Source organism: Pleomorphomonas oryzae DSM 16300 (assembly GCF_000422965.1).
Classification (GTDB): domain Bacteria; phylum Pseudomonadota; class Alphaproteobacteria; order Rhizobiales; family Pleomorphomonadaceae; genus Pleomorphomonas; species Pleomorphomonas oryzae.
The window spans coordinates 76,254-89,014 of sequence record NZ_AUHB01000008.1; the positions used below are offsets into that span (position 1 = coordinate 76,254).

Genomic DNA, 12,761 nt, shown 5'->3' on the forward strand with positions numbered 1-12,761 from the left:
ACAAACGCCGGGCTATGCCCGTTGCGTGACAGTTGGGTGACGTTATCTGAAGGCGAATTTCAACAAAGTGTGATGGAACAAAAGCCGAAACCGGCATGTGGGCTACGCGATTTTGCTTAGCGATTGTTCCGAGGGAAGATTCCCGAAGACGACGGCATCGCCGGCCAGGCGACCCGTCGCCGTTGTCGCCAACTTTCTTGGCGGGCTGTTCCCAATCGAATGCCTCAGAGCCCGGCGCTCCACATGGGGAACGTCTCGGGTTCGTTTCCCTCTGCAACGGCCTTCAGGTAACGCGGCTTCCAGACAGTTCTGATGAACGCTTCCATCGTGGTCGGCAGCGGGTCACGCTTGCCATGAAAGCGCACGACGCCATTGTTGAGGGCGTCCGCTGTCAGGCTGTCGTCGAGCCAGAGTTCGGCCGTCCCGAACCTCTTGAGAAACACGGCTTCCACATCCTTCCGCGTCCGGTCGATGAACCGATACTCCACGGGACGGTCGATCTCCCGGCCGATGATCGCCGCAAGCTCCGGCATCGTCAGGTCTTCCGAGCCGACCTCCCGGATGAGGCGGTGCTCGCCCACGGGATGAAGCATATCGTTTGCCGCGATCTCGGCGATGTCGTCGGTGGCCACCCAGGACGTCCTAAGCTCGGGCTTCAACGACCAGGCGATGCGGTCGTATCTGGCGACCGGCCCGATCCAGGCCAGCGTGTTCTCCATGAACCAAGCCGCCCTCAAATGGACCAGATCGATATGGTCCAGCTGGTTCAGCGCCTGATCGAGGTGATGGAAGCATTCGAAATGGCCGGTCTGGCCGTTCACCTCCGATCCGATGGCCGACAAACTCACGGCCAGCCTGACCGGAGACTTGGACAGCGCGTCGACAAAGCGACGAGCGACCATAGGATAGTGGCCGTGAATGTTGTTCCAGTCGGTCTTGACCATCAGGAAGGCCGCGTCGGCATCCTGAAAGAATGTGCCGATGTCTCCGGCACCGGTGTCGAAGCTGCCGATCACCGGCTCGGCCCCGAGCTCGACCAGAGCGTCGAGGGCCGGGCCGCCGCGTGAAAGCGCCTTAACCTGACGCCCGGCGCCGAGCAGCGTCCGGGTGAGCTTGGCTCCGATCCTGCCGGTTGCGCCGACGACTGCAATTCGCATGTGAAACTCCTTGAAGCGAGGGTTTCCCCATGCATAGCGGATTGCGCAGCGTACGAATTTGGAGATAATGCCATATGATCTCCAAATCAGGCCAATCCGCCAAAGCGCTTCGTTCCTGCTTTCTCGACTTCGATCCTGACAGGTCGGATCGCCCGGCGGTCGCCCTGCGTCTCGATTTCAGCGACTATCAGGCCGAGGTGCGGCAGCATCAGCACCGGCAGGGTCAGCTCATTCTGGCCCTGCACGGCGCCGTCACCTGCACGGCTGCGAATGGTCTCTGGATCGTCCCGCCGGACTGCGGCGTGTGGATCCCCGGCGGTGTGCCGCATAACAACCAGGCCACGCCCAACGCCCTCCTTACCTACCTGTTCGTCGAACCGGAGGCGGCGTCACTGCCGGGCGAATGCTGCACGCTGTCCGTGTCGCCGATGCTGCGCGAGATGATCCTGCGCCTTGCCGACGCGCCGGACAGCTACGCGCCCGACGATCACGTCGGCCGCCTCGTCAGGGTGTTGCTGGACGAACTGGCGCTGATGCCGAGGGACGGCCTGAAACTTCCGGTGTCCAGCCATCCCAAGATCGCCGCGATCACCTCGGCGCTGTCGGGAAACCCCGGCGACCGGCGCACCGTCGGGGAATGGGCCGCCCACGTCGCCATGAGCGAGCGTTCCCTCAAGCGGTTGATGGTGCAGGAAACCGGGCTGAGTTTCGGCCGCTGGCGGCGGCAACTCCACCTCGTCATCGCCCTGCGCGAACTCGCCAGCGGCGCCACAGTCCAGAAGGTGTCGAGCGACCTCGGCTACGAGTCTCCCACTGCCTTCATCGTCATGTTCAAGAAGGCGCTCGGAGTGACGCCCACGCGCTATTTCGCCACCTGAACAGGCGCGGAACGCCCCCAATTGGCCATGTAAGCAAGCCACATCGCCTTCAGGCAAGGAAGGACAAGTATTACTGCCATGTATATTGATAAAAATACGAAGCGGCAGAGGCCTTACATACTAAAGTCGCGCATTAATATCTTATTATCTGAATTCTTCTTGCCTCTCGCGAGTAAATCGAAAAGTTTTCATTCTCTATAAAGAAACATAGGGAATTATTCACCCTGATCATCATCTCCACGTCAGGGGGATCAATTGTCGTATTCCAATCTTTCAATCATGGCCAAGATTGTCAGCTTGCTGATGCTGCTTGGTCTCGGAGCGTTGCTCGGTGCTGGCTATGCTGGCTACAACATGATCAGGATCGACACCCAATATAGCGACCTCATCACCGGCCCGGTGGACGCCTCGGTCAGCATGGTGCGTGCCTCACGAAGGGTTTCCGAGATCAAGGCCAGCATGTACTGGAACGCCGCTGCCACGACGGATGAGGACAATGCCGCTGCCGCCAAGGCACGGGACGACGCGGTGACCGGCTTCGGCAAGTATCTCGACGAAGCGTCAAGCAACGCCCCCGCCGAGTTCAAGAGTGGTATCGAGGACTACCGTGGTTCCGTTCTGTCGGCGATCAGTGGAGTCTGTGGCGACGTCGCCAAAATGTCGATGTCCACCGATCCCGCGGAGAATGCCAAGGCGCTCAGCAAGCTCAATACCGACTGCCGGCCACTTCTCGACACGATCCAGGACAAGGCCACCAAGCTCAACAACGCCATTCTGGCCGACATGAATGCGCGCAGTGACGCGAACACCGATGAGTCCTGGTCGTCGGTGTGGACGACCCTGATCGTCATCGCCGCCATCATCGCCGCCGTGTCCGGCCTGGCAGTGTGGCTGGTGCGCAGTGGCGTGACGGCGCCTGTCGCCAAGCTCATCGAGGCCATGAAGTCGATGCAATCGGGTCACTACGACCTGACCATTCTGGGTCTCGACCGCAAGGATGAGGTCGGCGCCATCGCTGGCGGCCTTGAATCCTTCCGTCTCAGCCTGATCGATGCCGAGGCCACCCGCAAGGCACAGGAGGCGACCAAGGCGGCCGAGGATGCGGCCATGCGCAAGCGGGCCACGCTGGCCGAGAGCTTCGTCGCGCGCATGGAGGCACTCGCCTCCAGCTTCGGCAAATCGTCGGGCGAAGTGGCCGATGCCGCAAAGAACCTGTCCGCCACCGCCGAGGAGACGGCACGCCAGGCACAAGCCGTGGCCGGCGCCGCCGAAGAAGCTGCCACCAACGTGCAGACCGTCGCCGCCGGTGCCGAGGAACTGTCGGCCTCCATCCACGAAATCGCCAAGCAGGTGAGCCAGTCCTCATCTATCGCCCGCGATGCGGCCGTCGAGGCCGAAGCCAGTTCGCAGAATGTCCAGACGCTGTCGCAAGCCGCTCAGCAAATCGGCGAGGTGGTTGTTCTGATCAACAACATCGCTGCCCAAACCAACCTTCTGGCCCTCAACGCCACCATCGAAGCAGCCCGCGCCGGCGACGCAGGCAAGGGCTTCGCGGTGGTGGCCGCCGAGGTGAAGCAGTTGGCCGATCAGACCGCCAAGGCCACCGACCAGATCGGCGGCAAGATCAATGAGATCCAAGCGGCCACCGGCAGCACCGTCGAGGCTATCTCACGCATTGTCAAAACGGTGACCAGCATTCAGGACTCATCGACCGCCATCGCCAGCGCCGTCGAGGAACAAGGCGCGGCAACCAGCGAGATCGCCCGCAACACCCAGCTTGCGGCGAGCGGCACGACCGATGTTACCAACAACATCAGTGGCGTCGGCACCGCCGCCGAGATGACCGGCGCCGCCTCGACCCAGTTGATGACGCTCTCGAATCGGCTCAACGAACAGTCCAACTCGTTGCAGAAAGAAGTCGCCGACTTCATCACCAGCCTGCGCGCGGCGTGAGGTCAGTGTAGCGCCCCAACAATGAGTCCCCTTCAGTCAAAACCAGCGGGCACCCACCTCGGGTGCCCGTCGTCGTCTCGAACGGAACCGATAACGATGGGCGCCATTTGGCGGACTGTGCCCGCAACAAAGGTTTGTGCCCCCACCCTTTCCCGCTGAAACACCACGTGCAACAGCGGGCATATTCCAGTTCGCGAGCGAGACGACGCAGCCTTTGGCACTGGCTGAAAAAATTCGCAATTGCGTGTCATGTGTCGCTGGACTGTGCGGGGGGCAAGTTCGTGGCGAACTTTCTGGACTTCATTCTGAAGCGCGTCTTCTCCAACATCGTCACGCGTGGCGATCTGACGGTGATCTCGCCAACAGGGACGCACCTGCGGTTTGGCGATGGCACCGATGATCCGGTTGTCGTGCGTCTTGCCGACTGGCGGGCGACGTTGGCCCTTCTCACCGATCCTGATATGCGCCTCGGCGAGCTCTATATGGACGAGCGGCTGACGGTCGAGCGCGGGCAAATGGCGGACTTCCTGTCCATGTGTCTGCGCGAGGGGCAAAACACCACCCACTCCGTCGCGACGCAACTCATCGATCGGCTTCGGGAGTTGCTGTTGCATGTGCGACTTCCAAACTGGGCCTCGCGTTCGCGTCGCAATGTCGCGCATCACTATGACTTAGACGGGCGGCTCTACGCTCTGTTCCTCGACGCGGATCGGCAATACTCCTGTGCCTATTTCGAAACGCCGGACAGTACGCTCGAAGAGGCCCAGCGGGCCAAGAAGCAGCATATTCTTGCAAAGCTGAACCTGCGGCCGGGCAATCGTGTTCTCGACATCGGCTGCGGCTGGGGAGGGCTTGGCGTGTCGCTCGCCGAGGCGGGGGCTGGAGCGGTCCTCGGGATCACGCTGTCGGAGGAACAGCTGGCCTTTGCGCGTGAACGCAGGACCGATGCGGCAGTTCCACCGGTCTTCGCGCTTCGGGACTATCGGGCGGTCGAAGGGCGGTTCGACCGCATCGTTTCCGTCGGCATGTTCGAGCATGTCGGGCGCGCATCGTTCGGAACCTATTTCCGGACCTGCAAACGCCTGCTCGAAGACGACGGCGTGATGCTCTTGCACACGATTGGCTGCGCGGCGGGAACAGGCTTCACCACGCCCTGGATCAACAAATACATCTTTCCCGGCGGCTACATCCCGGCGCTTTCGGAAATCACGACGGCGATCGAAAACGCCGGACTACTCGTTTCCGACGTCGAGATACTGCATACCCATTACGCCCTGACGCTTCGCGAATGGCGGAAGCGCTTCTTGGCGCGCCGAAGCGAGGCGGCAGCGCTCTATGACGAGCGATTCTGCCGCATGTGGGAATTTTACCTGAGCTCGGCAGAGACGGCATTCCTTTGGGAGGACCTGGTTGTCTTCCAGATCCAGATCGTTCACCGGTCGCGCTCGGTCCCCATGACACGCAAATACATCTACGGCGCTCCCGGCGGCGTCATCAAAACGGCAGACCGCAATTGATGAAACGGAACATTCGTCCGCTGATTTTGGCTCGGTCCCTTGCCGCCGCTACATTCACGCCAGGAACAAAAGCGGCGCGCCCCCTGCTCCTTGAACTCGTCCCGACCAGCGACGGCGAAGTGTTCCCCAAACTCACCGTCCAGAACGCCAGCGAGGCGGCCTCGGGAAGGAGGTCCGCCTCGCATTCGACGCCGGGGGGCGTTAGGCGCGGTTGGGAAGCGACCGCGCGTTCTCCGGCGGCGCGGGAGTAACACCACCGGAAACTGGGTAGAGGGGAACCAAGCAGCGCTCACCCCTCGAACTTTGAAATCCTCCGCCTCTTTTATCCTCTCGAAACGATTCATTCACAAGGTGGAACTCAAGCCGGGAAAATGGTTCCCCCCGGCCCGTGGCTTTTTTGTCGTACTATTACGCAGCATGACCGCCAGAAAATTCGCTCCGGCGAGTCAGCTGGCACGGCTTTCGAGAACCGGAGCGCAGCGGACGTTGAGGTCCGTGAGCACTAGAAGCGCAGAACGTCGCGCCAGATGGCCGCAGGAGTAGAATTTCTCTCAGGCCACGGCGAAGGTGCTCTCCATGCGCCACGCCTTCGGCAGCTTGCGCGTCTTGCCGGTCACCTCGACCTTGGCGCGCAGGCGGATGTCGGCGCTGGAGGCGCCAAGCTGCAGTTCGTGCTCGCCTGGCTCGACGATGCGGTAGCCCTCGGGGCCGGTGAAGCACAGCATGTCGACCGGCACGGTGAAGGTGACCGTCCTGGTCTCGCCCGGCTTGAGCTCGACGCGGCCGAAGGCCTTCAGCTCCTTGACCGGCCGCACCACCGAGGCCAGCACGTCGCGGATGTAGAGCTGCGGTATGGCGACGCCCTTGCGACCGCCGATGTTCTTCACCTTGAAGCTCACGGCGATCTCGCCCTTCTCCACGTCCACCTTGTCGGTTGCGAGCTTCAGATCCTCAAACTCGAACGTTGTGTAGGAAAGGCCGTGGCCGAACGGATACTGGCTGCCGAAGTGGCGGGCGATCGGCGTTCCTGAGCTCTTGAGCTTGTGGTTGTAGAAGTAGGGCGCAGCGCCGACGTTCTTGGGCACCGACAGCGTCAGGCGGCCCGACGGCTCCACCTTGCCCGAGAGCACGTCATGAAGCGCGTTGCCGCCTTCCTGGCCGGCGAAGAAGGTCCACACCTGGGCGGCCACCTTGTCTTCGAGGCCACCGAGATTGTACTGGCGGCCCGCCGAAACCACCACCACCACCGGCGTGCCGGTGGCAACGACAGCTTCCAAGAGCTTCTGCTGCACGCCCGGTAGCTCCAGCGTATCGGCATCCGAGCCCTCGCCCACCGTGCCGGTCTGGAAGATGCCCGAGAGATCGCCGACGCAGACGATGGCGACATCGGCCGCCTTCGCCGCCTCGACGGCGTCGGCGATCATGTCGGTGCGCGTCGAGACCGAAGACACTTGCGTCACCACCGAGCTATCATCGACATCGCCGGGGAACACCGGCGCGCCGGACTTGCGCTCGTCGAGGATGTTGCAGCCGCGGGCATAGATCAGGTTGGCGTTGCCGGCGGCTGCCTGGAAGGCGGCACGCGGCGTCACCACCGTGGCGGCGCTCTCGTTGGCGTCCGACAGGATGAGGTGCACCGGGAAGGAATAGTCGCCGAGGAGCGCCAGCGGGTCGTCGGCCGACGGGCCGATCATCGCCACCTTCTTCTTGGGGTCGAGCGGCAGGATGCCGTTGTTGGAGAGGATGGTCACCGACTGTTCGGCCACCTTGCGGGCGATGGCGATGGCTTCCGGGCTCTGCAGGCGGATGGCCTTGTCGTCGGCATAGGGCTTCTCGAACAGCCCCAAGCGGAACTTCTCGGTCAGCACGCGACGGACGATCTCGTCGATCTTCTCAAGGGTAATGAGGCCACGGTCGAGCGCCTCCTTGAGATGGGTGGCGCAATCCTCGCCCGGCAGCTCGACGTCGAGGCCGGCGTTGAAGCTGAGCGCTGCCGCTTCGGCCTGGTTGGAGGCGAGGCCGTGGTGCTGGTACAGGAGGCTGACGCCGATATAGTCGGCGACGACGAGACCATCGAAACCCCACTCCTCACGCAGGACCTTTGTCAGAAGGTGCTTCGACGCATGGCTCGGCTCGTTGTCGATGTCATGATAGGCCGGCATCACCGACCCCGCGTTGGCCTGCTTCACCGCCATTTCGAACGGCAGCAGGAAGATGTCGTTGAGCTCGCGCCAGCCGAGGTGGATCGGCGCGTGGTTGCGGCCGCCTTCGGAGAAGGAATGGCCGGCGTAATGCTTCAGCGTGGCGAGGAAATCGCGCTTCGGTCCCTGCATGCCGCGCACATAGCGGGTGGCCATGACGCCGACCAGATAGGGATCCTCGCCGAAGGTTTCCTCGGTGCGGCCCCAACGGGCGTCACGGGCGACGTCGAGCACCGGCGCGAGGCCCTGATGGCCGCCGAGCGAACGCACTTCCTGGCCAATGATCTTGCCGACTTCCTCGATCAACTCGGGATTGAAGGTGGCGCCATAGGCGAGCGACGACGGGAACAGCGTGGCGCCGCGCGCCATCATGCCGGAAAGACATTCCTCGTGGCTGAGCGCCGGGATGCCGAGGCGGGTTTCCTCGACCAGGAATTTCTGCAGGCTGTTGAGGGCGCGCACGCCCTCGGCCGGATCGATCGAACGAGTGCCGAGCGGCCGGGTGATCTGCCCCAGGCCCTTCTTCAGCATGTCGGTCAGCGTCGTCTCGTCGGACTGGCCGATGAAGGCGTCTTCAGTGCGCGGGCGATGCTTGCCATGCTCGTCGAGCACCAGCCACATCGCGTGCATCTGGGCGATCTTCTCCTCAAGGGTCATGCGTCCGAGGAGATCGGCGACGCGGTCGGCGACCGGCTTGCTGGGGTCTTTGTAAACGAAGGTCATGATGAGCTCTTTGCGGCCGTGCGGCCGTCCTCAAGGAAGTCCGCGAAAAGGATCAGATCTGGGTGAGCGCGATGCCGTCGGCGTCGAACAGGTGGCAGCAGTCGGCAGGCGCCTGGTAGCTGGCCGTATCGCCCGCCTTGACGCCGCCATCGCCGGGCACCTTGGCAATCAGCGGCGCCGGGGTGCCGCCATCGAGATAGACGAAGCTGTATTCGCCGAAATGCTCCACCGCCGACACCTTGCGCGTCAGCGTCTGGCCGGCCGGCCCCGGCACCGGGGCGAGATGTTCCGGCCGTACACCGAGCGTCACAGGCGCACCGGCCGCAAGCTTGCTGCCATCGACCGGCACCAGGAGCTCCTCACCACCCTTCAGTGCCACATGCGCACCGGCCGTTTCCTGGCCGATGAAGGTGGCGGCGATGAAGTTCATGGTCGGCGATCCCAGGAAGCCGGCGACGAACAGGTTGCGCGGCCGATGATAGAGGTCGAGCGGCTTGCCGACCTGAGCGATCGAGCCGTGCTTGAGCATGTCTTTTCCAGCATGCAGCAACACGATCTTGTCGGCCAGCGCCATCGCCTCGGTCTGGTCGTGCGTCACGTAGATCATCGACGCCGCCGGGAAGTTCCGGTGCAGCGTGGCGATCTCCGAGCGCATGTGGACGCGCAAGGCGGCGTCGAGGTTGGAGAGCGGCTCGTCGAACAGGAACACCTTCGGCTGGCGCACGATGGCGCGACCGATGGCGACGCGCTGCCGCTGACCGCCGCTGAGCGCCTTGGGCATGCGGTCGAGCAGCGGCTCGATCTGCAGGATGCGCGCGGCTTCCTTCACCCGACGGTCGATCTCGTCCTTCGGCGTCTTCGCCTGCCTGAGGCCGAAGGCCATGTTCTCGTAGACGCTCATGTGCGGATAGAGCGCGTAGTTCTGGAACACCATGGCGACCTGGCGGTCGGCAGGTTCCACCTTGTCGACCACCCGGTCGCCGATGCGGATCTGGCCCGAATAGGCCATTTCGAGACCGGCGACCATGCGCAGGAGCGTCGACTTGCCGCAGCCCGAGGGGCCGAGGAACACGCAGAACTCACCGTCGGCGATCTCAAGATCGACGTCGCGGATGACGGGGAAATTGGCGCCGAAGGACTTGTTGACGCCGGAGAGAGTGATGCTGGTCATGGAAAGTGTCTCCGAAGCCTCAGCCCTTGACGGAGCCGGCCATCATGCCCTTGACGATCTTCTCCTGCCCGAAGGCATAGGCGACGACGAGTGGCAGAGATGTGAGGGTAACGACGGCGAGGATCGCCGGAATGTTGGAGGTGTACTGGCCCTGGTAGTCCCAGATGGCGAGCGGCAGCGTGCGGGTGCTGGTCGAGGACGTCAGCACATAGGCGAAGATGAACTCGTTCCACAGCATGATCGCGTTGTAGATGGCGATCGTCGACAACCCCGGTCCCGACAACGGGAAGAAGATTTTGAAGAAGATGGTGAAGGGACCGCAGCCATCGAGCCGCGCCGCCTCCTCCAGCTCTTTGGGGATCTGCCGCATGAATTCGGTGAGGATGAACACCGAGATCGGCAGCGAGGTGGCCACATAGGGGCCGATCAGCGCGAACGGGCTATCGTAGAGCCCGATCTCCCGCGTCATCAGGTAGATCGGCACCAGCGTGATGTGGATCGGCACGATCATGCCGGCGACGATCAGCCCGAACAGCGCCTCGTTGAAGCGGAAGCGGATGCGGGCGAAGGCATAGGCGGCCATGGCCGAGATCAGCACGATCAGGACGACCGAGATCGCCACCACCATCACCGAATTCTTGAGATAGGTGAGGAAGGGACCGGAGAGCACGTCGGCGTAGTTGACGAAGTTGAGGCTCTCGGGCAGCGCCCAGACGGAGCTCGAATAGGACTCTTCCTGCGTCTTGAAGGTGGTCATCACCATGAACAGGAAGGGCACGGTGGTGACGGCCAGCCAGAACAGGCCGAGGACGGGGACTGCGATGCGGCCGGCAACGCGCGTGGCGGGGGACGATGCCATGTCAGACCTCCGTCTCGTAGCGCTTGGAGAAGCGCAGCAGCACCGACGCGATCAGGATGACCACGATGAACATGCCGGAGGCCACCGTGCTGCCGTAGCCGAGCTGGAACGAGGAAAAGACGTTGCGATACATGTAGGTGGCCATCAGCTCCGACGAGCCCTCCGGCCCGCCGCCGGTCATCACGTAGATAAGGTCGAAGTAACGCAGCGCACCGATGACGCTGAGCACCGCCGCGGTGCGGATGGTGCCCTTGAGGTGCGGCAGCTTCATCTTCCAGAAGATGGTCGCCTCCGACGCACCGTCGAGTTTGGCGGCTTCCGAGATCTCGGCCGGGAAGGAGGCGAGACCGGCCATGAACAGCACCATGTAGAAGGGGATGTACTGCCAGCAGATGACGGCGATCACTGCGCCGAGCGCAAAGCGCGTGTCGCCGAGCCAGTCCTGGGCGAGATAGCCGAGGCCGACGTAATCGAGCAGCGCGTTGAGGGGGCCGAAGTTGACGTCGTAGAAGTATTTAAAGAGCACGCCGAGGGCGACCGACGACATCAGAAGCGGCAGGAAGTAGAGGATCTTGAGGATGCGCGAGCCCTTGCCGGCGTTGTCGAGCACCACCGCCAGGATCACCGCGATCGGCATCTGGATCAGCACCGAGAAGACGGCGAGCAGTATGTTATTCCAGGCCGCTTCCCAAAACAGCGTGTCCGACAGGAGCTTCTTCCAGTTGTCGAGCCCGACGAACTGGGCATTGGAACCGAGCCCGTTCCAGTCGAGTAGCGACAGGCGGAAGCTGTCGACCAGTGGATAGAGAAGATAGACGGCCAGCATCAGAATGGCCGGAGCCAGGAAGACGACGGGCGCCAGTTTTCTGAGAGACAAAGCCGCTCCTCCCGCTCCACCGTCGGCGGAACGCGTCGATATGTCGGTCACGGGGAAAATCCTCCCATCCTCAGCTCGAATGCCCCGCCGGCGAACGTCGGCGGGGCTTGTCGTGGGAGGAGGTTACTTCAGCTCCGCCTTGGCGGCAGCCTCGAACTCGGTGGCCACCTGTTCCGGCGTCTTGGAGAGGCCGAACAGCGCCTGCGAGGTATCCTTATGCAGCTCGCCCAGCTTCGGCGTCAGCTCCTGGTCCCACCAGAGCTGCACGCTCGGCGCCTTGGCGACCAGCGAGTAGACTTCGGTGAGGAAGGGGTTGTCCGTCTTGATGGCCTTGAGCGGCATGATGCGGTTGTCGGCGAGGCGGCCGGCAGCGGCCGTGTCGTCGGTCAGCGTCTTCAGGAGTTCGACGGCCTTGTCCGGCTCCAGGCAGGCCTTGGACACGGAGATGTAGTTGTCGCCGAGCGTGCCGAGCAGCGCGTTCGGATCACCCTTGCCGCCAGGCACCGACGGGAACTGGAAGAAGCCGAGCTTCTTGGCAAAATCCGGGTTCTCGTTGCCGATGGTCGAGGCTTCCCAGGTGCCCATCAGCTCCATGGCTGCCTTTTCCGTGTAGAGCAGGCGGCGCGAACCGCCGACGTCATAGTCGAGGCCGTTGTAGCCCTTCTGGAAGGCACCGGCCTTGACCAGCTCCTGCAGGCGCTTGCCGGCTTCCACGAACACCGGATCGGCGAACGAGCCGCCGTTCTTGCGCTGGGCGGCATTGGCAAAGGCCTCGGGACCGCCGATACGGTCGACGAGGTAGCCGTAGAACATCGAGCCCGTCCACTTGTTCTTGTTGGCGAGCGCGAAGGGGGCGATGCCGTTCTTCTTGAACACCTCGATGACGTTCAGGAGCTCGTCCCAGGTCTTCGGCGGCGTCACCTTGTACTTGGCGAACAGGTCCTTGTTGTAGAACACCACGGCGATGGCGGTATTCTCGGCAGGCAGGGCGTAGATCTTGCCGTCGATGGTGGAGGCGCCGAAGCTCGCCGGCAGGAAGCGATCCTTGAAGGCCGGGTCTTTGTCGAGATACGGGGTGAGGTCGACCACCTGATCGGCCTTCACATACTCGCGGAGCGGACCGCCGCCCCAGGAGCTGAACACACAGGGCGGCTCGTTGGCGCCGAAGGCGATCTTGATCTTGGTCTTGTAGGCATCATTGAGGATATGGGTATCCTCGACCTTGTAGCCGGGGTTCGCTTTCTCGAAACGATCAGCCGCGTCGCGGATGACCTTGACGGCGCCGGCCGTCGTCTGAAGATCCCACTCGGTGATGGTCTTGTCGGCCGCATGCGCCGCAAACGGCACGGCAGCGACCATGGCGACGCCACAGGCAAGCGCCGAAAGTTTGGAAACGAAATTCATAGACACCTTCTCCTCCCAAGG

9 protein-coding genes are annotated in these 12,761 nt (G+C 62.9%); 3 read left to right on the forward strand and 6 right to left on the reverse strand.

The window, feature by feature from the left end; translation table 11 throughout:
• Positions 1–224: 224 nt before the first annotated feature.
• On the reverse strand, positions 225–1,157 hold the full coding sequence (locus tag G522_RS0114395) for an NmrA family NAD(P)-binding protein (RefSeq protein WP_026791648.1): 933 nt from the start codon (positions 1,155–1,157) through the stop codon (positions 225–227).
• 74 nt (positions 1,158–1,231) lie between these two features.
• On the opposite strand from G522_RS0114395, the gene G522_RS0114400 reads away from it, so the two are divergent.
• The 3 genes from G522_RS0114400 (at position 1,232) to G522_RS26950 (ending at position 5,505) form a co-directional block, all read left to right on the forward strand.
• Complete coding sequence (locus tag G522_RS0114400) at positions 1,232–2,035, forward strand: AraC family transcriptional regulator (protein WP_026791649.1); 804 nt, start codon at positions 1,232–1,234, stop codon at positions 2,033–2,035.
• Positions 2,036–2,290: 255 nt separating this feature from the next.
• Positions 2,291–3,988, forward strand: coding sequence for a methyl-accepting chemotaxis protein (locus tag G522_RS0114405; protein ID WP_026791650.1), 1,698 nt, complete (start codon positions 2,291–2,293; stop codon positions 3,986–3,988).
• Between the two features lie 302 nt (positions 3,989–4,290).
• Entirely contained in the window at positions 4,291–5,505 is a 1,215-nt protein-coding gene (locus G522_RS26950; protein WP_425414066.1) for a class I SAM-dependent methyltransferase, read from the forward strand.
• Positions 5,506–6,056: 551 nt separating this feature from the next.
• Here the strand turns inward: G522_RS26950 and G522_RS0114415 are convergent.
• The 5 genes from G522_RS0114415 to G522_RS0114435 all read right to left on the reverse strand — a co-directional run bounded on the left by G522_RS0114415 (position 6,057) and on the right by G522_RS0114435 (position 12,740).
• The gene (locus G522_RS0114415) at positions 6,057–8,429 is read right to left on the reverse strand and encodes a glycoside hydrolase family 3 protein (protein WP_026791651.1); all 2,373 of its coding nucleotides are present in this window, start codon (positions 8,427–8,429) and stop codon (positions 6,057–6,059) included.
• A gap of 52 nt (positions 8,430–8,481) precedes the next feature.
• Complete coding sequence (locus tag G522_RS0114420) at positions 8,482–9,600, reverse strand: ABC transporter ATP-binding protein (RefSeq protein ID WP_026791652.1); 1,119 nt, start codon at positions 9,598–9,600, stop codon at positions 8,482–8,484.
• 19 nt (positions 9,601–9,619) lie between these two features.
• The gene (locus G522_RS0114425) at positions 9,620–10,459 is read right to left on the reverse strand and encodes a carbohydrate ABC transporter permease (RefSeq protein WP_026791653.1); all 840 of its coding nucleotides are present in this window, start codon (positions 10,457–10,459) and stop codon (positions 9,620–9,622) included.
• Position 10,460: 1 nt separating this feature from the next.
• A complete protein-coding gene (locus G522_RS0114430) occupies positions 10,461–11,387 on the reverse strand; it encodes a carbohydrate ABC transporter permease (RefSeq protein WP_210162926.1) in 927 nt (308 codons plus the stop codon).
• Between the two features lie 72 nt (positions 11,388–11,459).
• Positions 11,460–12,740 (reverse strand): extracellular solute-binding protein, encoded by a 1,281-nt coding sequence (locus G522_RS0114435; RefSeq protein ID WP_026791655.1) that lies wholly within the window; start codon positions 12,738–12,740, stop codon positions 11,460–11,462.
• Positions 12,741–12,761 lie beyond the last annotated feature (21 nt).

Bases quoted from the DNA above. Each gene is read 5' to 3' on its own strand.
- G522_RS0114420 (WP_026791652.1), bottom strand. From the start codon at position 9,600: ATGACCAGCATCACTCTCTCCGGCGTCAACAAGTCCTTCGGCGCCAAT.
- G522_RS0114395 (WP_026791648.1), bottom strand. From the start codon at position 1,157: ATGCGAATTGCAGTCGTCGGCGCAACCGGCAGGATCGGAGCCAAGCTC.
- G522_RS0114425 (WP_026791653.1), bottom strand. From the start codon at position 10,459: ATGGCATCGTCCCCCGCCACGCGCGTTGCCGGCCGCATCGCAGTCCCC.
- G522_RS0114400 (WP_026791649.1), top strand. From the start codon at position 1,232: ATGATCTCCAAATCAGGCCAATCCGCCAAAGCGCTTCGTTCCTGCTTT.
- G522_RS0114435 (WP_026791655.1), bottom strand. From the start codon at position 12,740: ATGAATTTCGTTTCCAAACTTTCGGCGCTTGCCTGTGGCGTCGCCATG.
- G522_RS0114415 (WP_026791651.1), bottom strand. From the start codon at position 8,429: ATGACCTTCGTTTACAAAGACCCCAGCAAGCCGGTCGCCGACCGCGTC.